This window comes from Deinococcus sp., from assembly GCF_025362455.1.
In the GTDB taxonomy this organism is placed as follows: Bacteria; Deinococcota; Deinococci; order Deinococcales; family Deinococcaceae; genus Deinococcus.
Genome location: NZ_JANYGJ010000095.1, coordinates 26,381 through 49,318 on the forward strand (window position 1 = coordinate 26,381; position 22,938 = coordinate 49,318).

General features: G+C 67.2%; 19 protein-coding genes. 7 read left to right on the forward strand and 12 right to left on the reverse strand.

Features of this window, described 5'->3' with window-relative positions; genetic code table 11:
- Window positions 1-61: 61 nt before the first annotated feature.
- On the forward strand, window positions 62-1,117 hold the full coding sequence (locus tag Q0R23_RS07150; protein ID WP_293911760.1) for a tyrosine-type recombinase/integrase: 1,056 nt from the start codon (window positions 62-64) through the stop codon (window positions 1,115-1,117).
- Here the strand turns inward: Q0R23_RS07150 and lnt are convergent.
- Entirely contained in the window at window positions 1,047-2,618 is a 1,572-nt protein-coding gene (lnt, locus tag Q0R23_RS07155; protein WP_293911761.1) for an apolipoprotein N-acyltransferase, read from the reverse strand. The genes Q0R23_RS07150 and lnt overlap by 71 nt on opposite strands.
- A 110-nt stretch (window positions 2,619-2,728) precedes the next feature.
- Here lnt and Q0R23_RS07160 point away from each other — a divergent pair, with 110 nt between their 5' ends.
- From Q0R23_RS07160 to tpiA, 4 genes are all read left to right on the forward strand, one after another.
- Entirely contained in the window at window positions 2,729-3,433 is a 705-nt protein-coding gene (locus Q0R23_RS07160; RefSeq protein ID WP_293911762.1) for a metallophosphoesterase family protein, read from the forward strand.
- A 186-nt stretch (window positions 3,434-3,619) separates the two neighbouring features.
- Entirely contained in the window at window positions 3,620-4,615 is a 996-nt protein-coding gene (gene gap, locus Q0R23_RS07165; RefSeq protein ID WP_293911763.1) for a type I glyceraldehyde-3-phosphate dehydrogenase, read from the forward strand.
- Between the two features lie 112 nt (window positions 4,616-4,727).
- A complete protein-coding gene (locus tag Q0R23_RS07170) occupies window positions 4,728-5,897 on the forward strand; it encodes a phosphoglycerate kinase (protein ID WP_293911764.1) in 1,170 nt (389 codons plus the stop codon).
- 81 nt (window positions 5,898-5,978) lie between these two features.
- Window positions 5,979-6,731: a triose-phosphate isomerase gene (gene tpiA, locus Q0R23_RS07175; protein ID WP_293911765.1), complete on the forward strand. Its 753-nt coding sequence runs from the start codon at window positions 5,979-5,981 to the stop codon at window positions 6,729-6,731.
- 558 nt (window positions 6,732-7,289) lie between these two features.
- On the opposite strand, the gene Q0R23_RS07180 is transcribed toward tpiA, so the two are convergent.
- The 10 genes from Q0R23_RS07180 to rho form a co-directional block, all read right to left on the reverse strand.
- Window positions 7,290-7,832 (reverse strand): GerMN domain-containing protein, encoded by a 543-nt coding sequence (locus Q0R23_RS07180; protein WP_293911766.1) that lies wholly within the window; start codon window positions 7,830-7,832, stop codon window positions 7,290-7,292.
- Window positions 7,832-9,241, reverse strand: coding sequence for an N-acetylmuramoyl-L-alanine amidase (locus Q0R23_RS07185; protein ID WP_293911767.1), 1,410 nt, complete (start codon window positions 9,239-9,241; stop codon window positions 7,832-7,834). Before Q0R23_RS07185 ends, Q0R23_RS07180 begins: the two co-directional genes overlap by 1 nt.
- Entirely contained in the window at window positions 9,238-9,669 is a 432-nt protein-coding gene (gene smpB / locus Q0R23_RS07190; protein WP_293911768.1) for an SsrA-binding protein SmpB, read from the reverse strand. The genes Q0R23_RS07185 and smpB overlap by 4 nt, the downstream gene beginning before the upstream one ends.
- A 311-nt stretch (window positions 9,670-9,980) precedes the next feature.
- The gene (locus Q0R23_RS07195; RefSeq protein ID WP_293911769.1) at window positions 9,981-10,802 is read right to left on the reverse strand and encodes an alpha/beta hydrolase; all 822 of its coding nucleotides are present in this window, start codon (window positions 10,800-10,802) and stop codon (window positions 9,981-9,983) included.
- Window positions 10,781-11,563 (reverse strand): alpha/beta hydrolase, encoded by a 783-nt coding sequence (locus tag Q0R23_RS07200; RefSeq protein ID WP_293911770.1) that lies wholly within the window; start codon window positions 11,561-11,563, stop codon window positions 10,781-10,783. The genes Q0R23_RS07195 and Q0R23_RS07200 overlap by 22 nt, the downstream gene beginning before the upstream one ends.
- Before the next feature lie 412 nt (window positions 11,564-11,975).
- Window positions 11,976-12,596: a pyridoxal 5'-phosphate synthase glutaminase subunit PdxT gene (pdxT, locus tag Q0R23_RS07205; RefSeq protein ID WP_293911771.1), complete on the reverse strand. Its 621-nt coding sequence runs from the start codon at window positions 12,594-12,596 to the stop codon at window positions 11,976-11,978.
- A gap of 11 nt (window positions 12,597-12,607) precedes the next feature.
- Complete coding sequence (gene pdxS, locus Q0R23_RS07210; RefSeq protein WP_293911772.1) at window positions 12,608-13,519, reverse strand: pyridoxal 5'-phosphate synthase lyase subunit PdxS; 912 nt, start codon at window positions 13,517-13,519, stop codon at window positions 12,608-12,610.
- 97 nt (window positions 13,520-13,616) lie between these two features.
- On the reverse strand, window positions 13,617-13,748 hold the full coding sequence (locus Q0R23_RS07215) for a hypothetical protein (RefSeq protein ID WP_293911773.1): 132 nt from the start codon (window positions 13,746-13,748) through the stop codon (window positions 13,617-13,619).
- A gap of 111 nt (window positions 13,749-13,859) precedes the next feature.
- On the reverse strand, window positions 13,860-15,368 hold the full coding sequence (locus tag Q0R23_RS07220; protein WP_293911774.1) for a peptidoglycan DD-metalloendopeptidase family protein: 1,509 nt from the start codon (window positions 15,366-15,368) through the stop codon (window positions 13,860-13,862).
- Window positions 15,369-15,453: 85 nt separating this feature from the next.
- On the reverse strand, window positions 15,454-16,734 hold the full coding sequence (gene rho / locus Q0R23_RS07225) for a transcription termination factor Rho (RefSeq protein WP_366520399.1): 1,281 nt from the start codon (window positions 16,732-16,734) through the stop codon (window positions 15,454-15,456).
- A 484-nt stretch (window positions 16,735-17,218) separates the two neighbouring features.
- Between rho and Q0R23_RS07230 the strand changes: the two genes are divergently transcribed.
- Both Q0R23_RS07230 and ileS read left to right on the forward strand, forming a co-directional pair.
- The gene (locus tag Q0R23_RS07230) at window positions 17,219-17,548 is read left to right on the forward strand and encodes a DHCW motif cupin fold protein (RefSeq protein ID WP_293911775.1); all 330 of its coding nucleotides are present in this window, start codon (window positions 17,219-17,221) and stop codon (window positions 17,546-17,548) included.
- A gap of 55 nt (window positions 17,549-17,603) precedes the next feature.
- Window positions 17,604-20,810: an isoleucine--tRNA ligase gene (gene ileS, locus Q0R23_RS07235; protein ID WP_293911776.1), complete on the forward strand. Its 3,207-nt coding sequence runs from the start codon at window positions 17,604-17,606 to the stop codon at window positions 20,808-20,810.
- Window positions 20,811-21,437: 627 nt separating this feature from the next.
- On the opposite strand, the gene Q0R23_RS07240 is transcribed toward ileS, so the two are convergent.
- Window positions 21,438-22,868: a PLP-dependent aminotransferase family protein gene (locus Q0R23_RS07240; RefSeq protein ID WP_293911777.1), complete on the reverse strand. Its 1,431-nt coding sequence runs from the start codon at window positions 22,866-22,868 to the stop codon at window positions 21,438-21,440.
- Between the last annotated feature and the right edge of the window lie 70 nt (window positions 22,869-22,938).

Below are 22,938 nucleotides of genomic sequence, written 5' to 3' on the forward strand. Positions count from 1 at the left end.
TATTCTATGTTTTATGTTCTATAATTTCACTTATGAAACCTAAAAGCCGTTCGAGACCGCTATGACGGGCATTCAGGGTCAGGCGCTGGTCCTCGCCTCGCGCTGGGCCAACCCGGCCAACCGGCGCCGTGAGGGGCTGCGGGCCGCCCACGCCCAGGACGCGCACAGCCTCACCGAGTTGCTGCACACCTACCTGCGGCTGAAATCCAGCAAGGGCGGGCGCATCAGCCCACTCACGCTGGAGCACTATGCCGAGTCGCTGCGCAAGTTCCTGGCCTTCACCGGCCCACCAGACTCACCCCAGTACGCGCTCAACCAGCTCCAGGCCGAGGTCTTCGAGGTCTGGTTGCTGGTGTTGCAGGCTCAGGGTCTGTCGGCCTCCAGCGTCAAGCGGCACCTCTACGGCGTGCGCAACCTGATGCGCTCACTGGTCTGGGCGGGGGTGCTGGGCCACGATCCGTCGGTGGGCGTGCGGCCTCCAGCGGAGGCCCAGGCGGCCCACACCCGCAAGTCGGCCCTGAGCGCGGCGACCCTGACTCGGTTGCTGGCCCTGCCCGACCAGCTTCACCCGGACGATCCGGTGCGGGCCAGCCGGGACGCGGCGCTACTGCTGCTGGGCGCTGTGCTGGGCCTGCGGGCGGCGGAACTCGTCGGGCTGGACCTGGCCGATACCGAACTCACCCAGGGCCAGCTCACCGTGCGCGGCAAGGGGGGCAAAACCCGGCGCCTCCCGCTGACCTGCACCGTCGCGGCGGCGCTGAGGCGCTGGCTTTCGCTGCGGCCCGCCTCGGTCAGCCCGGCATTGCTGCTCTCGCTCAGCCACCGCAATGTTGCTGGGCGGCTGAGCACCAAGGGGGCGCGTGACATCGCAGGCCGCTACTACGCCGCGCTGGGGCTGCCGCCGGAGCTGTGGGGCCTGCATACCCTGCGGCGCACGGCGGGCACCCAGCTTTACCGGGCCACCCGCGACCTGCACGTGGTCGCCGACGTGCTGGGCCACGCCAGCGTGAACACCAGCGCCATCTACGCCAAGATGGATTCCGAGGTCAGGCGCGAGGCGCTGGAGGCAGCGGAGGCGCTAAGGGGCGGTGATTCGGCCCGCGCCGGTCCAGTCTGAAACCGTAGCCGATCAGCAATACGGCGAGCAGGAGAGCGGGGAGGTCGCCGAGTCGGGCGTAGAGGGTCTGCCCACTTAGGTGTATATATTCGGCGTGGAGGACGCCTTCCCCCGCCGTCAGGGTCTGGACACTTCGGCCCAGGTCGTCGACGACGGCGGCGACGCCTTTGTTGACGCTGCGCAGCACCCAGCGGCGGTTTTCGATGGCGCGGACGCGGCCCATGTCGAAATGCTGCCAGACACCCCAGCCGGTGTACCAGCCGTCGTTACTGATGTTGACCAGCACCTGGGCACCCCGCCGCGTGAGCTGGCGGGCCACCTGACCGACGATGCTGTCGTAGCAGATGTAGACGCCGTACAGCACGCCCCCCAGGGCAATCGGCGGGTACGACTGGGCCGGGAACTGGGGGTAGAAGCCGAAGTTGAGCGCCGTGAAGATCTGCTCGTAGACGGGCCGCAGCGCACCTGAGAGCGGAAAATACTCGCCCATCGGAACCGGGTGGGCCTTGTCGAAACTGCCGGTGATCCCCGCGCCGTCCCAGCCGATGGCCGTGTTGCGGGGCTGCTGGTACAGGCCGTAGATGCCGGGCGCCGGGACGCCGGGCAGGCGGCGGAGCTGCGCCGGGTCGCGGGTATCCCGGTCACCTGTCAGGTCGCGGCCCGTCAGGTCTTCGGGGCGGGCGACGGCGGTCTCACTCCAGATGACGATCTCGCCGGGGCGGCGCTGGGCGCTCAGGCGCAGCTTGGCGGCCCACTGGTCACCAAAAGTGTTGCCCGTCGCCTTGCCGAACGAGTCCTCATCGGTGCGCAGCAGCAGCGCCTGCCCTTTCGGCCCCGCTCCAGGTGTGCGCGTCAGGCCGTAGCCGGAGCCAGCGGCCCAGACCACGGCCACCAGCAGCAAGGGACGCGGGTGGCGCTCACGCACGGCACTCACCAGCGCCGCCGCCGTGGCGGCCATCACCAGCGAGAGCAGCAGCACCCCGCCCAGCTCGGCGAGTTGCATCAGCGGCGTGTCGATGGCCGCGTAGCCCAGCCCGGCCCAGGGAAAGGCCAGGGCGCCCAGCGTCCGGGTCCACTCCAGAATCACCCAGCCGCCCGCCAGGCCCCACAACCGCCCCCCCGGAGTGTGCAACAGCCGCGCCAGCGGCCAGGCCATCACGGCCCAGAAGGCGCCCTCCAGCGCGAAGAGGACGCTCAGGGCCAGAGCCGCCAGCGGCCAGGCCAGCAGGCTGGGCAGCCCGCCCTCCAGCATCAGGTTGTGCATGAAGGCGACCAGCCACGACAGTTGCGCGGCGAAGTAGGCGAAGATGGCCCACCAGGTCTGCGCCGCGACCTCACGGGGGCTGGCCTGGCGACTCAGGTGAGCCAGTAGCAGCGCCAGCGGCAACGGCGTGAGGACGCTCCAGGGCGTCGGCAGACCGCACAGGGCCAGAAGCACACCGAGCAGCAGACTGGTCAAGGTGATGGACAGACCTGGGCGTGACGAATTCAGGCGAGACATATCGCCGGGAGTGTAGCAAGCGCGGGTGTGAGGCGAATCTGCGGCGGTGGGTGGCTCCGGTGGGGGCATACGCTGCGACGCGGGGCACGGTGCGCTAGGCTGAACAGACCTTGCGAATTGCTTTTCTCAGTGACCTTCACGGCAACATTCACGCGCTCAGCGCCGTCAAACGCTTTCTGGGCGAGCACATCGTCAATCAGGTGGTGGTCGTCGGCGATCTGGTCGGCTACGGCGCCAGCCCTGGACCGGTGATCGACTTCGTGCAGCACGAGGGCTGGAAGGTCGGCCTGGGCAGCAGCGACCTGCGGGTCTCAATGGAACTCGGCGGGCGCGAGTCGCGGCGCGGCGTGGCCGATCAGGTGCTCGACTGGACCCGTCAGACGCTGGCGCCCGAACAGCTCGAATACCTGCGCCGCCTGCCCATCGGGGGCCGGATCATGACCCCGGTGGGGCGGGTGCGCTACTTTCACGGCGCCCCGCACGACCCGGAGATCAGACTCGACCTGATGGACCAAGAGGAGCAGATGCAGAGCCTGGCCGAAGGGCTCAATGCCCGCGTGGTGATCGCCGCTGGCACCCATGTCCCGTTTATCCGCACCATCGGCGACACCATCTTCGTGGACCCCGGCTCGGTGGGCCTGACGCTGAACCACGAACCCGGCGCCGACGTGACCATCGTCGACTGCGCCGGTCGCCGCCCGCGCGTGAGCCTGCACAAAGTGCCGTACGACTACTCCTCGGCGGCCTTCGACATCATGGCCTGGAACCTGCCGCCGGTCATCGCGGACGTGATTAAAACCGGCAGGATGGGCTGAGAGCGGCTTGAACCTGCGGTTAAAGGAAAGCCGGGCGACCGCTAACTCGTCCCTGTCTGATTCGTCCCTGTCTACTCGTCTGACGATTCGGGCAAGGCGTAGCCTGACAGCGGTGAGCTACACTGCTGGCGCGAGTTCGCAAGGCACAGGCGCCGTGAGCTTCGGCGGCGGCGCAAAGGGGAAGATATGAAAGTAGGCATTAACGGGTTTGGCCGGATTGGCCGTCTGGTGTTCCGCATCCTGACCGAGCGCGGCGTCGATGTGGTCGCCATCAACGACCTGACCGACAACAAGACGCTGGCCAATCTGCTCAAGTACGACTCAACCGCCGGTAAGTTCAGCGGCACCGTCACCTACGACGCGGACAACCTGCATGTGAACGGCAAAGCCATTAAAGCCCTGGCCGAACGCGACCCCGCTAACCTGAAGTGGGGCGAGATGGGCGTGGACCTGGTAATCGAGTCCACCGGCATCTTCACCGACCGTGAGAGCGTCAGCAAGCACCTGGCGGGCGGCGCCAAGAAAGTCATCATCACCGCGCCTGCCAAGAACGAGGACTTCTCCATCGTCATGGGCGTCAACGATCAGGACTACGACGCGGCCAGCCACCACATCATCTCCAACGCGAGCTGCACCACCAACAGCCTCGGCGCCCCCATGAAGCTGCTCGACGAGGCCTTCGGCATTGAGAAGGCCATCATGACCACCGTCCACAGCTACACCAACGACCAGCGCGTGCTCGACTTGCCGCACCCCGACCTGCGCCGCTCGCGGGCCGCCGCCATCAACATCATCCCGACCAGCACCGGCGCCGCCAAGGCCGTCTCGCAGGTCTACCCCAAACTCAAGGGCCGCTTCGACGGCACCAGCCTGCGCGTGCCGACCCCGGTGGGCTCCATCAGCGACGTGGTGGTGATCCTGGGCCGCGAGGTCACGGTGGCCGAGGTCAACAAGGTCTTCAAAGACGCCGCCGAGGGTTCCCACAAGGGCATCATCAGCTACACCGAAGACCCCATCGTCCTCCAGGACATCGTGGGCGACACCCACAGCGCCATCATCGACGGCGGCCTGACCATGGCGATGGGCTCGCTGGTCAAGTTCTTTAGCTGGTACGACAACGAGACCGGCTACAGCAGCCGCATCGCCGATCTGGTGCAGTTCGTGGATCAGAAAGGCATCTAAAACCGGAAGCAGGTCGTGGGAGGTGGGAAGTGGGAAAAGATCAAGCCCACTTCCCACTTCCCACCTCCCCACACCCCACTTCCCACAAGCCCATCTCCCAAGGAGTTACCCCATGCAGACCCTCGATACCCTCGACACCAAAGGCAAACGCGTGCTGGTTCGCGTCGATTACAACGTGCCGATCAAGGACGGCGTGATTCAGGACGATACCCGCATCCAGGCCAGTTTGCCGACGATTAAACGGCTGCTCGCGGACGGCGCCAGCGTCGTCCTGATGAGCCACCTGGGGCGCCCCAAAGGCGGGCCGAACCCCAAATACAGCCTCTATCCGGTCGCCATGCGGCTGAGCGAGCTGCTGGGCCAGTCGGTGCGCTTTTTCGGCAGCCTGCCAAGTTCGGGCGAGACCCTCCAGGCGGTGCAGGCGCTGCGGCCCGGCGAGGTCGCGCTGATCGAGAACGTGCGCTTCGAGCCGGGTGAGGAAAATAATAACGCCGAGCTGAACGCCAAACTCGCCCGGCTGGGCGACGCCTTCGTGCTCGACGCCTTCGGCAGTGCCCACCGGGCGCACTCCAGCGTCAGCGGTGTGGCGGGACTGCTGCCCCACGCGGGCGGGCTGCTGCTGGAGGCCGAGGTCACGGCGCTGGGCAAGCTGCTGCGCGACCCGGCCAAGCCCTACGTGGTCATCATCGGCGGCGCCAAGGTCAGCGACAAACTAAAGGTCATCGAGAACCTGCTGCCCGTGGTGGACCGGATGCTGATCGGCGGCGGCATGGCCTACACCTTCGTCAAGGCCCAGGGCGGCCAGATCGGCAAAAGCATCCACGAGGACGACTTTTTAGACAAGGCGCGTGAACTGCTGGCCAAGTACGCGGGCAAGATCGTGCTGCCCACCGATACGCTGGTCGGGGACGCCTTTTCCAACGAGGCCAACACCAGAGTCGTGCCCACGAATGCCGTCCCAGGCGACTGGGAGGGCATGGACATCGGCCCGGACAGCCAACGCGCCTTCGTAGCCGCGCTCCAGGGCGCCAAAACGGTCTTCTGGAACGGTCCGATGGGCGTCTTTGAATTCGGGAAGTTCGCGGGCGGCACCAATGCGGTGGCCAAAGGCGTGGCCGATCTGGGCAGCGGCGCCTACACCGTCATCGGCGGCGGCGACTCGGTGAGCGCCATCAACAAGTCCGGTCAGGCCGGGCGGGTCAGCTTTGTCAGCACCGGCGGCGGCGCCAGCCTAGAGCTGCTGGAAGGCAAGACTTTGCCGGGTGTGGAGGCGATGGCGTAGGGTCAAGCTGATATGGCTCGTCCCAGCCGTCCCAAGCCTTTCTCACACCCTACAGCCCACAGCCTCTCAGAAGGAGTCTCCATGTCCAAACCCGCTCCCCTGCTCGCCCTCAACTGGAAGATGAACAAGACGCCCGCCGAGGCGACGACCTGGGCCACCGAACTGGCCTCTCACTTACCCCGGACAGGTGCTGAGCTGGCGATCATGGCGCCTGCCGTCGATCTGTCAGCCCTGGCCTGGGCTCTTAGAGACACAGCGGTCGCCCTCGGCGGTCAGGACGTTTCGCAGCACGAATCGGGTGCCCATACCGGCGAGATCAGTGCGGGCATGCTACTGAACGTCGGCGCCCGCTACGCCGTGGTCGGGCACAGCGAGCGGCGCGAGTACCACGCGGAAACGAGCGGAGTCGTGGCCGCCAAGGCGCGGGCCGCTCTCACGGCGGGTCTGGTGCCGATTGTCTGTGTCGGTGAGGGTCTGGAGGTGCGCGAGCGCGGCGGACAGATCGAGTACACCCTCGACCAGCTTCGCGAATCGCTCTCACAGGTTTCTATCGACAACGCAGGCGCCCTGGTGATCGCCTACGAACCGGTTTGGGCCATTGGGACAGGCTTGGCGGCCACCGCTGCCGACGCTGAAGAATTGGCCGCCGCGATCCGGGGCGCCCTGGACGGGCTGTACCGCGAGTACGCCAGCGGCGTCCGTATTCTGTACGGCGGCAGTGTCAAGCCCGGCAACATCGCCGAGATCTGCGCCCAGCCGAACGTCAACGGGGCGCTGGTCGGCGGCGCCAGCCTAGACGTCGCCTCGGTGGTGGCTATGGCGGCGGCGCTGTAGCAGCGGTCCTGATTTAATGTATATATTCTAGTTCGAGCGTCTTCCTGATGGGGTACTTCGCGGTGTTCAGGGCGACGGCCACGCAATATTTCAAGCCGCGACGTTTCAGGCCCGCGACGTTTCGAACATAGTCGAGCCGAACGTAGTCGAGATTGATCCGGCGCGGCAGATCGGCCTGCTGGTTGTCCCAGGTACACCTGACCCGCCCCTGAGCGTCCCCGGACGCCGGACCGGGCGTTCTCGCGGCAGGTTCTCGGAATGGAGTCGGTGGCGTGGGTTACGGCTGGGACGGGGTGCTGATCGGTCCAGGGAAAGCAGCCTTCGAGCAGTCCCACGGCCCCGTCGACTTCTTATTTATATCCCTGTCTGCCCTGCTCAGCCGTGCTCGCCCTGACGGGTACTCAGGGTGGGTCAGGCGCCGCTGCGGTCGGTGGTGAGGCCCCAGATGGCCTGGGCAAGCTTCACGCTGGCCTTCTCACGCTGGCCTTCTCAATGAGAAACTGCTTCTCAACAGAGACTGGGCGCCCTGCCGCTTGGCCTCGTCAACGGCCAGGGGGCTTACTCGGCGCAGTCCACCTTGTCCCAGGGGCGGCGCAGGTCGAGGTGGCCGAGCAGGGTGGGGGCGCCCTGTCCGCCGACCAGGAACAGCACGTCCTTGCCGCCGGTTTCCAGCAGGGTGCGGGTCAGGGTGCAGATAATCAGGCGCTCGCCGCCCAGACCGTAGCTCAGCGCGGCGTAGCTGCGGGGCAGATTGACCACGAAATGCGGGCCGCGCACCCACACGTCGGGCTCGGTACTGCCCTGGGGCACCACCCGCAGGCCCTTACCCGACAGCGGGCCGCGCACCCAGGCGCCGAGCTGGGCCTGGGCCACCTTGCCGGGCGACTTGCCCTCGACCTGGAGGGTGCGCTGCTCTTTGACGTAGCCGTCGACCTGGGCGTTGGAAAAGTACAGCGTGACGCTCTGGGGCTGCACGGCTTCGAGTTGCAGGGGCGGTAAGCTGGGCGCGGTGGGGGGCCGGGAGACGACCTCGCGCACGCCGATGGTGATGGCCAGCAGCAGCAGACCCAGGATGTTGATGGGCGTCATCAGGCGCCGCATTACGGCCCGCCTCCGGTGCTGGCGCCGTCCGACCCGACCGTATTGGAGAGCCGGGCCTTGAGAAACGTCGCCACGCTCAGGGCCAACGCCTCGGAGACCTTGGCGGTGCGCTGGGGCGTGAGCAGATTGGCCAGGTCGGCGGCGTTCTGGGGCCAGCCAAGTTCCAGCTCGAAGGCGGCGTGCGGCGCCTCACCGCTCAGATACAGCCTGGGCAGCGCCTGGGTGGCGACCTTGAGCCCCCGCGTGCCGAGTTCGCCCAGCAGCAACTCCGAGAGCCGCTTGGTCTCGCCGCCGTTGCCCACGGCGGCGGCGGCCAGCGGGTCGCTCTGGGCCTCGCGCAGGGCGCTGACGATCAGGGCGTCCGGCTCACCGGACGGCTGGTACAGCGTCAGGCCGCGCCGGGGCGTGCCGGGAAAGCGGCCCAGGCTCAGCGTCACGAACACCTGGCTTTGCCGGGCCATCTGCTCGCGCTCGGCGATGCTCAGGCGTCCGGCGGCGCTGCGGGTCAGCTTGACCTGCCACCCGGCCTTGCTCAGCAGCTCGCCGGTGGTGCGGGCGACTTCCAGCGGCAGGTCGCTGCCGCCGAGCGCGGGCGCCGGATCGAGCACGATCAGCGGGCTGCGCGGCTCGTCGACCAGTCTGGCCACGTTGCGCGGCAAGCCCGGCCCCACGTCGATCACCAGCCGGACGCTGCCGGGGCGCACCACCTTGAAGTAGCGGTAACCGGCTCCGGCGCCCAGCGGCACCCTGAGCGTCGCGCCGCCCTGGCCCCCGGAGACCGAGAACTTGGGCACGAAGGCGCCGCGTGTGGCGTAGCTGCTGGCCTGGGTAGTCACGCCGCGCAGCAGCAGTTTCAGCACGTCGCCGCTGAGGGCAGCGCTCACCTCGGCGTCGCGGGTCAGGTCCAGCACGATCCGGTCGGTGTCCTTGCCGGAGCGCGAGGACACGTTGGCGATGGCGGCGGCGGGCAGGGAAAAGCTGCCGGTCTTGTACTGGGCGCCCAGGCCGCGTGCCAGCGTGTCGAGCGGCAGGTAGAGTTCGCCGTTCAGGAGTGTGGCGGTGCGGGCCTGGAGCCGCACGGTGTCGAGCTGGACGGTGTTGTAGGTGGAAGCGGCGCGTTCCGGGTCCTGGTCGATGGGCAGCAGCAGATCGTGGCCCAGCCCCTGGACCCGCACGTAGGGAGACTCGCGGATGATGCGCAGGGTCCCCCGAAGCTCGGTCTCCGAGGCGTATTCGGCGCCGCCGAGCAGGGTGGCCTGGGCGTCACGGCCCGCCAACTTGAGCTTGCTGTAGGCGTACTGCGCCCCGGCGGCACCGATCATCAGCAGGCCCGGCAGCAGCGCGGCCAGCAGGGCCGTCCGGACGCGGGGGGGCAAGCGGCGGCGAGAAATCAGGCGGGGACCATTCACGCGCTGCGGATCTCGCGGCGGGCTTCCTTTTCGGCCTCGGCGCGGCGCTTGTCGTGCAGCTTCTTGCCGCGTGCCAGCGCCACCTCCACCTTGAAAAACCGCCCCTTCTGATACAGCCGGGTGGGAATCAGCGTCAGGCCCTTGACCCTGAGCTGGCGCTCGATCTTCTCGATTTCAGTGCGGCCCAGCAGCAACCTGCGCACGCGGCGGGGGGTGTGGTTGTTGTAGCTGGCGTCCTTGTATTCGGGGATATACAGCCCTTCGAGATCGACGTTGTGGCCCTGGAGCCGGGCGAAGGCGTCGCGGAAATCGATGCCCCCGGCGCGGATGCTCTTGACCTCGCTGCCAGTCAAGCTGATGCCCGCCTCGAACCGCTCCAGCAGTTCATATTCAAAATTTGCGCGGCGGTTGATGTACACGGGCCGCATTCTAGCAGGCGGGCTTATGAGGGGAAGACCACAGCCTCAGTCGTGGCGGCCCAGTCGTGGCTGAGCGAGCAGCGGCACGAACTAGGCCAGCGCAGTGGGCAGCGCACCAGGGACAGGTGATACGGACTCCGATTGAATCGTTTTGTAAAAACGATGAAACCGGGGCAACGGGAGTAGGAGCAACTACGGACTCTGCGGTATGGATTAACTTCCGGCGCCTTTTCGGAAGTTAAGGAATTTAGCAGAGTCCGTATGAGACCTCGCCGCCGGGTGGGGTCATGGACCGGTTTGAGCGGTGGTGCGGCGAACGCTCAGCGCCCCGCCAGGTCCTGCAAAAAATCCAGCGTATGCATCGCCACCTCGGTGGGGTGTGAATCGGTCAGGGCGTGGCCGCCGCCGACCACCTGCACCGTGCGGGCGCCGGGAATGGCCTGGGTCAGCTCCTCCAGGGTCCAGGTGCGGATCACGGGGTCGGCGGTGCCGTCGATGACCAGCACCGGGCAACCCACGCGGGGCAGCAGCGGGCCGGTGTTGTGGGCGTCCTGGTCGCGGGCGAGCTGAAAAAAGCGCAGCGGCCCGGCGCGGCAGTAGGCGGCCAGCCCGAAAGGCCACAGGCCGGGGCGCTCGCGGGGCAGGTCGCTGAGCAGTCGCCAGAACTGCCGGGCCACGCTGGGGTTTTCCGGAATACCGGTGGGGGCGCAGGCGATCAGTGGCCCGGCCAGGTCCGGGCGCCGCACCGCCAGGTCGATGATGACCTCGCCGCCCAGCGAGTGGCCCAGGAGTGCAACGCCGCCGAGGTTGTTGGCGACCAGCCACAGCGCCAGGTGGTCGGTGAGCTGCTCGATGCGCACCGGGTAGTCCAGCCGCCCCGCCGAGAAGCCGTGGCCCGGCGGATCGTAGACCCACACGCGGCGCCAGCGGGCCAGCGTGCGGGCCAGTCTCCGGTACATCCACGAGGCGCAGCCCAGCCCCGGCACGATGACGATGTGCTCGCTGTGCTCCTTACCGTAGACGCGGGCGTGGGTGCGCAGCCCGGCCAGCGTGCAGAACACGGACCTGCCGGGCGAGGTCGGGCGCGAGGCGTGGGCGTTGCTGCGGCGCGGGGGCATGCTCACGGCGGGCTGCCAGGGCAACTGGAGCGCGCAGTCTGCGCCGAATCCGGCACTGAATCCGGAACCGAATCCGGAACCGGCATCTCCAGAAATTTCACAACCGCCCGGTTAAAGGCGGCGGGCTCGTCGACCATCACCACGTGTCCGGCGTGCGCGATTTCGATGTAGCGGGCGCCGGGAATGCTCCGGGCGATAACCCTGCCCAGTTGCGGCGGCACCAGCGGGTCGCGCGAGCCCCAGATCACCAGCGTCGGCACCCGGATGCCCGGCAGCAGCGAGGCCACATCGTCACGCAGCAGGTCGCGGGCGGCGCGGTAGAGGTTGGGTAGCCCGGTGCGCAGCGAATCGCGGACCACCACCGGCACGAAGCGGCGGCGGCTGGAAAACCCGGCTCGCGGCAAATTGAGCGCCACCTTCCACCATTTGGCGTGCAGCAGCCCCGACGCGCAGGCCAGCACCAGCTTGCGCACCCGCGTGGGTGCCTGCGCCGCCACGTACATGGCGATCTGACCGCCCATGCTGTGACCCACCACGGCGGCGGGCGGCAACTCCAGGGCCACCATCCAGGCCACGATCAGCCGGGCCGCGTCCTGCACGCCCACGCCGCCGAGCAGCTCCAGGGTCAGCACCTCGTGCGTGGCGGCCAGCACCGGGGCGTTCGAGCGCCACCAGCGCCCCGAACCGCTCAGCCCATGAATCAGAATCACCGGCTCACCCCTGCCCTGCCGGGTATAGCGCAGCGTGCGCGTGCCGTCGGTGAAAGTGCAGGATGTCGGGCGCATGGCCGCGAGCATAGCGCGGCGCAGGGTCGGTGGACTGGCGAGTACGCCGCAAATGCGTTTTACCCAAGAAAGCCCGATAGGCGAGCAGGCCCGGTAGGTGCCGTTGTGCTCAAGATAGTGCCGTTGTGCTCAAGACAGTGCCGTTCTGGACAAGAACGCGCCTGGGCACGCCACTCCTCAGGTCTTCGACTCTCCCAGAGGTAGAGGGGTCAACAGCACGCGCCCAGTAAGCGTTTTTGACTGAAGTAGACCACCACGTATGTCCTGGCGGGAGTGGACTCGCAAAGCTCCGAGGGAGAGGGATGGAGCGCTGTTTGCGGGCAGGCGGCGAGGCGAGGCGAGGCAAAGCCATGCAAATGCCGCTGTGCCCAGGAAGCGGAAGCCAGGGACGTGAGCAAGGACATACTTAGCCTCAGACCGCTGCCGCCGCCTGCGCCTCCCGGCTCATGCTCAAAAACAGCTCGTGGATACGGGCGTCGCCGGTCAGCTCCGGGTGGAAACTTCCGGCCAGCAGGCGGCCACAGCGGGCCAGGACGATCTGCCCGGCGTGCTCAGCCAGCACCTGCACGCCCTCCCCCACCGCTTTAAAAACCGGGGCACGGATGAAGACGGCGGGAAAGGGAGCACCGAAGCCGGATACGTCCAGCAGGGTGCGGAACGAATCGAGCTGACGCCCGAAGGCGTTGCGCTGGACGGTGATGTCCATCAGATTCAGGCTGGGCTGCACGCCGAACTGCGGCGGCGTGCCGTGGATGGTGCGGGCCAGCAGGATGGCGCCTGCGCAGGTGCCGAAGATGGCGCCGCCCGCCGCGTGAAAATCCTGTATGGCGGTGTCGAGGTGGTACTCGACCATCAGGTTGCCGATAGTGGTGCTCTCGCCGCCGGGCAGGATCAGGCCGGACAGCCCTTCGAGTTGCTGGGGGAGCCGGACTTCGGTGACCCAGGCGCCCAGGCTCTCCAGCAGGCGTTTATGTTCGCGGAAGGCGCCCTGGAGGGCCAGCACGCCGATTCTGAGACTCTGACTGGTACTCACCTGACTGGTACTTACCAGCCCCGGCTGGCCAGGCGCTCTTCGGGAATCAGCGAATCGATGTTGATGCCGGTCATCGGCAGACCCAGGTTCTCGCTGACCTCCGCCAGAATGTCGGGGTTATCGAAATGGGTGGTCGCCCTGACGATGGCGCGGGCGCGCTGCTCGATTTTTTGCAAATCACCCCCGCCGCTCTTGAAGATGCCGCTGCCGACGAAGACCCCGTCCAGGCCGAGCTGCATCATCAGGGCCGCGTCGGCGGGCGTGGCGATGCCACCTGCGGCAAAGTTGACCACCGGCAGCTTGCCGTGCGCGTGAACGTACTGGACCAGGTGATAGGGCGTGCCCAGGTCGCGGGCGACGCTCATCAGCTCCTCGAAGGGGCGCACCCGGATGGCGCGAATCTCGCCCAGGATGGCGCGGGCGTGGCGCACCGCCTCCACCACGTCGCCGGTTCCGGCCTCGCCCTTGGTGCGGATCATGCTGGCACCCTCGGCGACGCGGCGCAGCGCTTCACCGAGGTTCTTGGCGCCGTTGACAAAGGGCACCTTGAATTTCAGCTTGTCGATGTGAAAGCTCTCGTCGGCGGGGGTCAGCACCTCGGACTCGTCGATGAAATCCACGCCGAGGGCCTGCAAGATCTGCGCCTCCACGAAATGCCCGATGCGGACCTTGGCCATCACCGGAATGCTGACCGCCGCGATGATCTCCTTGATCATGGACGGGTCGCTCATGCGGGCCACGCCACCGTCGCGGCGGATGTCGGCGGGCACGCGCTCCAGGGCCATCACGGCGGTGGCTCCGGCGGCCTCGGCCACGCGGGCCTGATCCGGCGTCACCACGTCCATGATGACGCCGCCCTTGAACATCTCGGCAAAGCCGAACTTGATTTCGGTGGTGCCCTGCTGGGTCTGTTGATCGCTCATGAGGGGTAGCATAAACCGAAACTGGCTCTATGAACAGGGCCAGAACGGAAGGCTGAATGGAGCCAGTTCAGATGCTGGCTTAGCTGCTGGTGCTGGCTTAGCTGCTGGGCCGGAGACGGGACACGAACGTGGCCTCGGTGGGCGCGGCGGGTGGCTGGTTTTCGCTCGCCGCGTCACCCGGAAAGATGATCGGCGGACCGTTGGGAAAGCGGCGGAGCTGCCGCGCCACTGAGGGCCGCCTCGACACCGAGGCCCGCCGGGTGCAGGGTCAAAGGCAGCCGTTCGAGCAGGTAAGGCAGCCGTTCGGGCAGGTGCGGCGGGCGTATCTGGGGCGGGCGCTTCACGGCAAAAAAACCAGCGGATCGACCGGGGTGCCTGACAACCTCAGCTCGAAATGCAGGTGCGGGCCGGTGCAGTCCCCCGTGCAGCCGACCTGGCCGATGGGGTCGCCGGGCCTGACGACCTGGCCCAGTGTGACCGACACCGCGCTCAGGTGCCCGTAGATGACGCTCAGACCACTCGCCTCGTCCACGGTATAGACGTTGGTGCCGTAGGCGCCGTCGCCGCTCTGGGTGACGGTTCCAGCGTGGGCGGCGTAGACCGGGGTGCCGGTCGGCTGCGCCATGTCCAGGCCGCCGTGGAAGACGTCCTGGTGAAATTCTATGTCCTGCTCGCCGAAGCGGCTGGTCAGGCGCGGATGATCCAGCGGCCAGCGCAATTCTAGCTTCGGAGCAGCCTGCTCGGCATTCAGCGCGGCCTGCATCTGGGGGCGGGGGTCGGTCCGGGCGAGTTGCACCACCTCGGCGCGAATCTGCTCGGCGGCTCTGGCGTCCTCGGCGGCCTGGGTGGAGAGCCAGGCGTCGTACTCGGCCTGGCGCTTGTAGCGGTCCACGGCGGCCTGGCGCTCCGGGCTGCGCAGCCAGGCCTGGAAGTTGTCGAACTGCTGCTGTCGCTCGCGCAGTCGCTCGGCTTTCCAGGTCTGGTACGCCTGGTACTGGGCCAGCAAGCGGGCAGCGCGGGCCTGCTGAATGGCCCGCAGGCGCCGGGCCAGCAGTTCGCCTTGCCGCGAGGCGGCGAAGATGCCGGGCAGCAGCAGCTCGTCGCCGACACTGAGTTCGGTGGGCAAGATCAGGGCGTTGGCGCGGGCCACCCGCAGCGGATCGGCGCGGTAGCCCTCGATCAGGTCGGCGGCGCTCTGGCCGGGCTTGATGCGGATCAGCAGGCCCGTTTCGCGGGTGGGAATGTTGAGGACGGTGCCCACCGAAAGCTTGTCCAGGCTGCCGAGTTCCAGGTTGGCGCTGATCAGCTCACGCTCGCTGAGGTTGTGCAAGGCGCCCAGCGAGCTGAGCGTGTCGCCGGGCCGCACCGTGACCCGGCGCACGCTGAGGGGGCGGCGCCCGGCGCGCTCTAGCGGCAGGGCCAGGCGCACCAGTTGCCCCTCGCGCAGCGGCCACCGGGGCGGAATCTGCTGCTGCCGGGTGTTCCCCGGACCGCCGAGCAGCCGCAGGGCGATGGGCGCCACGCCGTAGCGCTCGGCGATCTGGATGGGGCGCTCGGCGCGGCGGGCGATGATGAGCGCGAAGGCCACCTCGCTGCGTGGCCGGGGCGGGTCTGTGCGCCCGAACGTCGTGGGCGGCGCGAACGGGCGCGGCAACTGGGCGAGCTGTTGGTTGGGCAGCAGTTGGTTGGGAGCAAGTTGGTTGGGAGCCAGTTGGTTGGCAAACTCCAGGCTGGAGAACTTCAGCGCCGGGAGCAGCGTGACCGGCGCCGCCAGGCCGCTGCCCAGGAGGGACAGAGCGGCCAGGCTAAACTGGCGAGCGGAGCGGCGGGAAGCTTCATGAACGCTCAAGACTCCGCCATGCTAACGGGACCGCTCTTGCAATTCAATGTCTGCTCGCCGGGAAACACAGACCTGCTGTTGCCCCAGCCCTCCCTCAGCTTCCCGCCAGCGCGGACAAAAACTCCTGGTTGTTGCGGGTCTTGTTCAGGCGGCCCAGCAGCATCTCCATGGCGTCGGCGGGGTCCATGTCGGAAATCACCTTGCGCAGCAGCCACATCTTGTGCAGCACGGCGGGGTCGAGCAGCAGTTCGTCGCGGCGGGTACTGGACTTGGTGATGTCCATAGCCGGGAAGATGCGGCGCTCCTCCAGGCGGCGAGACAGCACCAGCTCGGCGTTGCCGGTGCCCTTGAACTCCTCGAAGATCACGTCGTCCATGCGCGAGCCGGTCTCGACCAGGGCGGTGGCGAGGATGGTCAGCGAGCCGCCCTCGCGGATGTTGCGGGCGGCGCCCAGGAACCGCTTGGGCCAGTGCAGCGCGTTGGAATCCAGACCGCCGGACAAGGTGCGCCCGGTGGGCGGCGTGACCAGGTTGTTGGCGCGGGCCAGCCGGGTGATCGAGTCGAGCAAGATGACCACATGGCCGCCGTCCTCGACCAGGCGGCGGGCGCGCTCATGCACGAACTCGGCGACCCGGATGTGATGCTGGGGCGGCTCGTCGAAAGTCGAAGCGACCACCTGGGCGCCCTGGACGCTCTCGCGGAAGTCGGTGACCTCTTCGGGGCGCTCGTCGACCAGCAGCACGATGACGGTCACGTCGGGGTAGTTGCGGGTAATCGAGTTGGCGATCTTTTTGAGCAAAGTGGTCTTGCCAGCCTTGGGCGGCGCCACGATCAGCGCCCGCTGGCCGCGTCCGATGGGCACCAGCAGGTCGACGACGCGCAGGCTCACGCCGCCCTCCACGCCGGGTTCTTCGAGGACCAGTTGCCGGTCGGGGAAGGTCGGGGTCAGGTCGTCGAAACGGGGGCGGTTGCGGGCCTCGCCGGGCGAGAGGTTGTTGACGGCCTCGACCTGCACCAGCGTGCCGTAGCGCTCGCTCTCGCGGGGGTGGCGGGCGCGGCCAATGATCTCGTCGCCGCTGCGCAGGAAAAACTGCTTGATGAGCCCCGCCGTGACCAGCACCGTGCGCGAGGACGGATCGAGCAGGTCGCCCTGCAAGAAGCCGTAGCCGTCGGGGCTGATCTCCAGGAAGCCGCGCGCCAGGGTCTGGCCCCCTCGCTCGGCCTGACGCTCCATGATGGCCAGGGCCAGGGCATCTTTTTTGAGCTTGCGGTAATTGTCGATGCCGGTCTGCGCCGCGATCAGATGCAGTTCCGGCAGTATTTTTTGCTGGAGTTCGTGGTAAGGCAGGGTCTCGGTACTCAGGTGGTCATTCACAGGGTTGCCTCGTGGCGAGTTTGAAATAGAATGGCTCGTCCCGCAGCCACGCGGGCAGAACTTGAACAGCGCACGGCAGCTTTGCGGGATCTGAGCTAAGTTTAGCGCCCAGGACCGTGAAGCGTGAAGGGGGCGATTGACCCAGCCCCGCCAGGCGCCTAGCATGAAGGGAGGTCGCAGGTCTGGGCCACCACAACTCAAGGCGAACGCGGGGACAGTAAGCGGGGCAGGCGGCAAGCAGCGAGTCGGGGGCGGTGGAAGCCCGGCAGCGAGCACCCCAGCCGAACATCACCTCCCGCGCCGGGCGAAGAAAAGCTGCGCTGTTTAGCTGACTAGACCGCCCCGGACACCCCCCGGCAGAGGGCCGCAGCGAGGTCAGGGACTCCCCTGATGAAGTTGGGTGGCACCACGCTAAGACTTTTTGGCGTCCCAGCAGACGGTTTGCTGGGGCGTTTTTGGCGCTCCCCGGCAACAGGGAGAGCGTATGAAGATGACCGACATTCCCTTCAGCGTGACCGACTGGGCCGCTGTGGAGGCGACACTCCATCCAGGCGAGCACGGGCAGGCGACGTGGCGAACCCGCCACTTTGGGGAGATCCGGGTCAGGCAGGTCGAGTATTCGCCGGGTTATCTCGCCGATCACTGGTGCAGTAAGGGGCACATCCTGTTCGTGCTGGAGGGTGAGTTGATGACTGAGCTAGATGACGGGCAAACAGTGACGCTGACGCCGGGCATGAGCTATCAGGTGGCGGACGGGGCCGAGGCGCATCGGTCGAGTACGGTGGGCGGGGCGAGGCTGTTTATCGTGGATTAGGGCGTGTGGCCTGCACTTACCCCATCACTTCTTGTATATATTCTTGGAGCAAAGCATGACGAGCGAACCGAAAACGACGATGTTCAACCCGGTGCAGCCCAGTCCGAACTTCCCCGCGCTGGAGGAGCAGACCCTCGCCTGGTGGCAAGACAAGCAGATTTTCGAGCGGAGCCTGAAGCAAACCGAGGGCGGGCCGCGCTACACCTTCTACGAGGGGCCGCCCACCGCCAACGGGCAGCCGGGCATCCACCACGTCCAGGCGCGGAGTTTCAAGGACCTGTTTCCGCGCTTCAGGACCATGCAGGGCTACCATGTGCCGCGCAAGGCGGGCTGGGACACGCACGGGCTGCCGGTCGAGCTGGGCGTGGAGAAAAAACTCGGCCTGAATTCCAAGCGCGAGGTGGAGGCCTACGGCATCGACAAATTCAACGCCGAGTGCCGCCAGAGTGTTTTTATCTACGAGGGCGAGTGGCGCAAGTTCACCGAGCGGATGGGCTACTGGGTCAATCTGGACGATCCGTACATGACGCTCAACGCCAGCTACATCGAGTCGGTGTGGTGGAGCGTGGGCGAGTTGCAGAAAAAGGGGCTGCTCTACAAGGGCTTCCGGGTCGCGCCGTACTGCCCCCGCGACGGCACGACGCTCAGCAACGCCGAGGTCAGCGAGGGCTACAGGGATATTCAGGATCCGAGCGTGTACATCACGCTTGATCTGGCCGATCCGGACGCCCTGGGCCTGCCCGCCGGGAGCGCCTTTATGTTCTGGACCACGACGCCCTGGACGGTGCCGTACAACGCCGGGATCACGCTCAACCCAGATTTCGAATATGTGGCCGTGAAAGACCCGCAGGGCGGCAAGGTGCTGATCGTGGCCGAACGCCTGAAAACCAGCCTGTTTGGTGAAGACGCTCTGGTCGTGAAGAGTTTCCAGGCGCGGGAGCTGGAACGAGTACCGTACCTACCGCTATACCGGGAGGGCTACGACGCCGAGGGCGAGGGTAAGCCCGTCTGGTTTGCCGGGCTTGACGGCTACGTCACCGATACCGACGGCAGTGGTATCGTGCCCAACTCACCTGCCTTCGGTGAAGACGACCTGCGGGTGGGCCTGAGATACGATTTCCCGGTGGTGGTCGGTGTGGACCCGGAGGGCAAACACCGCTTCGGTCCGTGGAAAGACCTGTTTTTCAAAGACGCCAGTACTCCGGTCATCCGTGATCTGCGTGCCAGGGGCCACCTGTGGCGCGATACCACGTTTGTCCACTCCTACCCGCACTGCTGGCGCTGCGGCACGCCGCTGATGTACTACGCCACCGAGAGCTGGTATCTGAGCAACACCAGTCTCAAAGAGCGGCTGATCGAACTCAATCAAAGTATCGACTGGCACCCGCCGCACATCAAAAACGGGCGCTACGGCGGCTGGCTGGACAACCTTCTGGACTGGAACCTCAGCAGGAGCCGCTACTGGGGCACGCCGCTGCCGATCTGGGAAGCCGAGGACGGCGAGTACGTGGTGGTGAGCAGCTTTGCCGAGCTGGCCGAGCTGACCGGCAAGGCGCATGTGCAAGGCGCCGACTTCGATCCGCACCGGGGCGTACCGGGCGGCGTGGACGAGCTGACCTTCACCAGGGGCGGCAAGACCTTCAAGCGCGTGCCCTACGTGATGGACGTCTGGTACGACTCCGGCAGCATGCCCTTCGCCCAGCACCACTACCCGTTCGAGAACAAAGAAACCTTCGAGCAGGGCGGCTTTCCCGCCGACTTCATCGCCGAGGCCATCGACCAGACGCGGGGCTGGTTCAACTCGCTGCACCAGATCGCCGCGATGGTCTTCGACTCGGTGGCGTACAAGTCGGTGATCTGCTCCGGGCACATCCTGGACGAGAAGGGCCTGAAGATGAGCAAGAGCAGGGGCAACATCGTCGACCCCTGGGAAGTTTTCAACAGCTTCGGCGCCGACGCGGCCCGCTGGTACATGTACGTCTCGGCGCCGCCGGAACTCAGCCGCCGCTTCGGCATGAACCTGGTGGGCGAGGCGTTTCGCAGCTACTTCCTGACGCTGTGGAACACCTACAGTTTCTTCGTGCTGTACGCCAATCTGGACAAACCGGACCTCAGCGCGGCGCCCCCGGTTGCCGAGCGCCCGGAAGTGGACCGCTGGCTGATGGCGAAGCTGCAAACCCTGATCGGCACCGTCACCGAGCGGCTGGAGCATTACGATCCCACCGGATCGAGCCGGGCCATCCAGGAATTCGTCACCGAGGACCTGAGCAACTGGTACGTGAGGCGCAACCGCCGCCGCTTCTGGTCGGGCGACGGAAAGGTGGACACCAGCGCCTACGCCACGCTGCACGCCGCGCTGAAGACGGTGACGCTGCTGACGGCGCCGTTCACACCGTTCCTGGCCGAGACGCTGTATCAGAATCTGGTGCGGAATGTGGAACCTGATGCGCCCGAAAGTGTCCACCTCTCACACTGGCCGGTGATGGACGCGGCGTTGAGCGCCCCTTCTCTGGTCGGGGAGATGGACGCGGTGCTGCGGCTGGTGTCGCTGGGCCGGGCCGTGCGGGCTCAGACCGGGATACGCCAGCGCCAGCCGCTGCCCCGCGTGCTGCTTCGGGCTCGTTCGAGCGAGATGACTGCCGCATTGGGGCGGTTCGAGGAGCAAATCAAAGAAGAGTTGAACGTCAAGGAAGTCCAGCTTCTCGATCAGTACGCCGAGCTGGTGCGCTATGCGCTGCGCCCCAACCTGCCGCTGCTGGGCAAGAAGTTCGGTAAGGCGGTGCCGCAGGTCCGGGCTGCATTGAGCGCCGCCGACGCCGCCGAGGTCGCCCGCGCCGTGCGCGATGGACGGCAGTTCGAGGTGACGCACGGCGAGGACCGCTTCGAGCTGGGGCCGGACGAGGTGCTGGTCGACGCCCAGTCGCCGGAGGGCTTCGCGGCCAGCGAGGAGGGCGGCTACCTGGTGGCCTTCGACACCACGCTGAGCCGCGAGCTGGAACTGGAGGGCCTGGCCCGTGACCTGGTGCGCGGCGTGCAGGACGCCCGCAAGAAGGCAGGCTTCGAGGTGCAGGACCGAATCTCGCTGCACCTGTCGCTGACAGGTCTGGCCCGTGAGGCGGCGCAGGCGTGGCAGGAGTACCTGCAATCCGAGACCCTGGCGGAGACGCTGGTGTTCGGGGAGGCTGCGGGCTTCAGCGCGGCGGTGGAGGGGGGCACGGCGTACCTGGAGAAACTGGAGGCGAGCGGGGCGGTGGTGGACTGATTGGTTGTTGATGGGACTGGGGCGGTGGCGCGGCGTTGTCAGGCGTTCGCGTTGATGGCTGTGGCTTTACGTCTGTGCAGTTGGTTTTGGTGTTGGCGGGGACGCGGCGTTGTTAGGCTTTAGCGCGTCGCTGATGCGAATGCACCCCCACCCCCCAGCGGGCAGCGGCCAGGCGTCCTCATGGGGAGGAGTGGCGTGCCCAGGCGCGTTCTTGGGCAGAACGGACGCCCCTGGGGACGCCTGCCCGCTCCGTTCACGACGACAGTCCGTTCTGGCCAAGAAGGCCCGATAGGTGCCGTTCTGAACAAGACGCCCCCGCCCCGGTGGGGCGAGGGAGTTGGCGCTCCGCTGAGGATGGTACTTCCCATTCGTGCCAGCCGCACTATCTTTCGCCGCGTTCTCCACATCGTGGCCGCTTCCGTAGGGCGCCCGTGCGCCGCATCTGCCCATAACTGACCTCGCTGGAGGGGAGTGGTTTACTTCAGTCAAAAACGCTTACTGGGCGCGAATTTCTGACCCCTCTATCTCTGGGAGAGGGGCGCTGCGCAGCAGCGGGGTGAGGGGAAGTGAGCACCAGCTCATACCCTTCCCACAAGCCACGCGCCACAAGCCCGGCGCATAGCGCCCTCACGCCAGCCGCTCCACCGGCACCCTCTCCACGAACTCGGCCCAGGCCCGCGCCAGGCGCAGCACGGCTTCTTCGAGCTGCTCCGGGGGCAGGGTGAAGGGCAGGCGCAAGGTGTTGTCGGGCGCCGCGCCGACGCTCATGGCGGCGCCGGGAAACAGGCGCACCCCGTGGCGCCGGGCCAGATGCGTGTAGGCGGTGGCCTGCTCGGTGGGCAGCGTCAGCCACAGGAACTGACCGCCGGACGGGATGGTAAATCGCCAGTTGGGCAGGTGGGTGCTCAGCAGGCTCGCCAGCCGGTCGCGCTCCGGGCTCAGCGCCGCGCGGCGCTCGCGGCGAATGCTGCCCAGGTCGCGCAGCAGCGCCAGGGCCATCGCCTGACCGGGCAGCGAGGAGCCGAAGTCGGCCAGGGTCTTGTGCTGGGTGAGCTGGGCGCATAGCGTATGCGGCATCCGCAGCCAGCCGACGCGCAGCCCGGCCCAGAAAACCTTGCTGAGCGAGCCGACGTTCAGAATCTGGGCGCCGGGCTCGTACTGCGCCAGCCGGGGCGGCAGACCGTCTTCCGAGAAGGTCAGGTCGATCAGGGAATCGTCCTCGATCAGCGGCAGCCTGTGGTCAGCCACCAGCCGGGCGACGCGCTGGCGGGCACGGGCGGGCATCACCAGGCCGGTGGGATTCTGAAAGCTGGGCGTCAGGAAAGCCAGCCGGGGGGAGAAACGCAGCGCGGCGGCGAAGACGTCGGGATCCACGCCGCGCTCACCCACCGGCACGCCGCACAGCTCGGCCCCGGCAGCCCGGAATACGTCGATGGCGCCGAAGTAGGTCGGCGTTTCCATGACCACCACGTCGCCGGGCCGCAGCAGGGCCGTGGCGACCAGCGAGATGGCCTGCTGGGCGCCGCTGGTGACGATCACCTGCTCGTAAGTGGTCGGCAAACCCTGGGCGCTGTACATCTGCGCCAGGTAAGCGCGCAGCTCCGGCAGGCCGGGCGGGTGGTACTGGGACTGCGTAAAGGCGTGGGCCGAGGCCGCCTGGAGCCGCTGCTGGTGGGAGGGCGACAGGTACGGCACGGCAATCGTCAGGTCGATCTCGCCGATCACCCCACCGGCGGAGGGGGGGCTGCGCAGGGTCAGCAGCGTGGCGGTGCGCGGGGCGCTGCGGGCCACCCGGCTGCCGCTGCCGCGCTGCCGGACGGTCCAGCCCCCGCTGACCAGCTCGTCGTAGGCGGCGACCACCGTGCTGCGGCTGACGCCCAGTTGCGCGGCCAGCGTGCGCTCGGCGGGCAGGCGTTCCCAGGGAGCGAGGTGACCGCTGCGAATGTGATTCTGGACGGTGCGGGCAAGCTGCCGGTACAGGGCGCCGTTGCCCAAGCGCCAGTCGGCGAGCAGCGCCGCCCATTTGAGCGGATCGGACGAGGGCTGGACCGGTGCCATATAAGCCACTTTAGCAAAGTCGTGCCGGACTGGACCAGTCCACCTGTACACAGATTGACCCTGGAAAGCA

What these genes read in the sequence shown, in the direction of transcription:
- smpB (WP_293911768.1), bottom strand. Translation starts at nt 9,669, where the DNA reads ATGCGGCCCGTGTACATCAACCGCCGCGCAAATTTTGAATATGAACTG.
- Q0R23_RS07240 (WP_293911777.1), bottom strand. Translation starts at nt 22,868, where the DNA reads ATGGCACCGGTCCAGCCCTCGTCCGATCCGCTCAAATGGGCGGCGCTG.
- tpiA (WP_293911765.1), top strand. Translation starts at nt 5,979, where the DNA reads ATGTCCAAACCCGCTCCCCTGCTCGCCCTCAACTGGAAGATGAACAAG.
- Q0R23_RS07230 (WP_293911775.1), top strand. Translation starts at nt 17,219, where the DNA reads ATGAAGATGACCGACATTCCCTTCAGCGTGACCGACTGGGCCGCTGTG.
- Q0R23_RS07200 (WP_293911770.1), bottom strand. Translation starts at nt 11,563, where the DNA reads ATGCGCCCGACATCCTGCACTTTCACCGACGGCACGCGCACGCTGCGC.
- lnt (WP_293911761.1), bottom strand. Translation starts at nt 2,618, where the DNA reads ATGTCTCGCCTGAATTCGTCACGCCCAGGTCTGTCCATCACCTTGACC.
- gap (WP_293911763.1), top strand. Translation starts at nt 3,620, where the DNA reads ATGAAAGTAGGCATTAACGGGTTTGGCCGGATTGGCCGTCTGGTGTTC.
- Q0R23_RS07150 (WP_293911760.1), top strand. Translation starts at nt 62, where the DNA reads ATGACGGGCATTCAGGGTCAGGCGCTGGTCCTCGCCTCGCGCTGGGCC.
- ileS (WP_293911776.1), top strand. Translation starts at nt 17,604, where the DNA reads ATGACGAGCGAACCGAAAACGACGATGTTCAACCCGGTGCAGCCCAGT.
- pdxS (WP_293911772.1), bottom strand. Translation starts at nt 13,519, where the DNA reads ATGAGCGATCAACAGACCCAGCAGGGCACCACCGAAATCAAGTTCGGC.
- Q0R23_RS07170 (WP_293911764.1), top strand. Translation starts at nt 4,728, where the DNA reads ATGCAGACCCTCGATACCCTCGACACCAAAGGCAAACGCGTGCTGGTT.
- Q0R23_RS07180 (WP_293911766.1), bottom strand. Translation starts at nt 7,832, where the DNA reads ATGCGGCGCCTGATGACGCCCATCAACATCCTGGGTCTGCTGCTGCTG.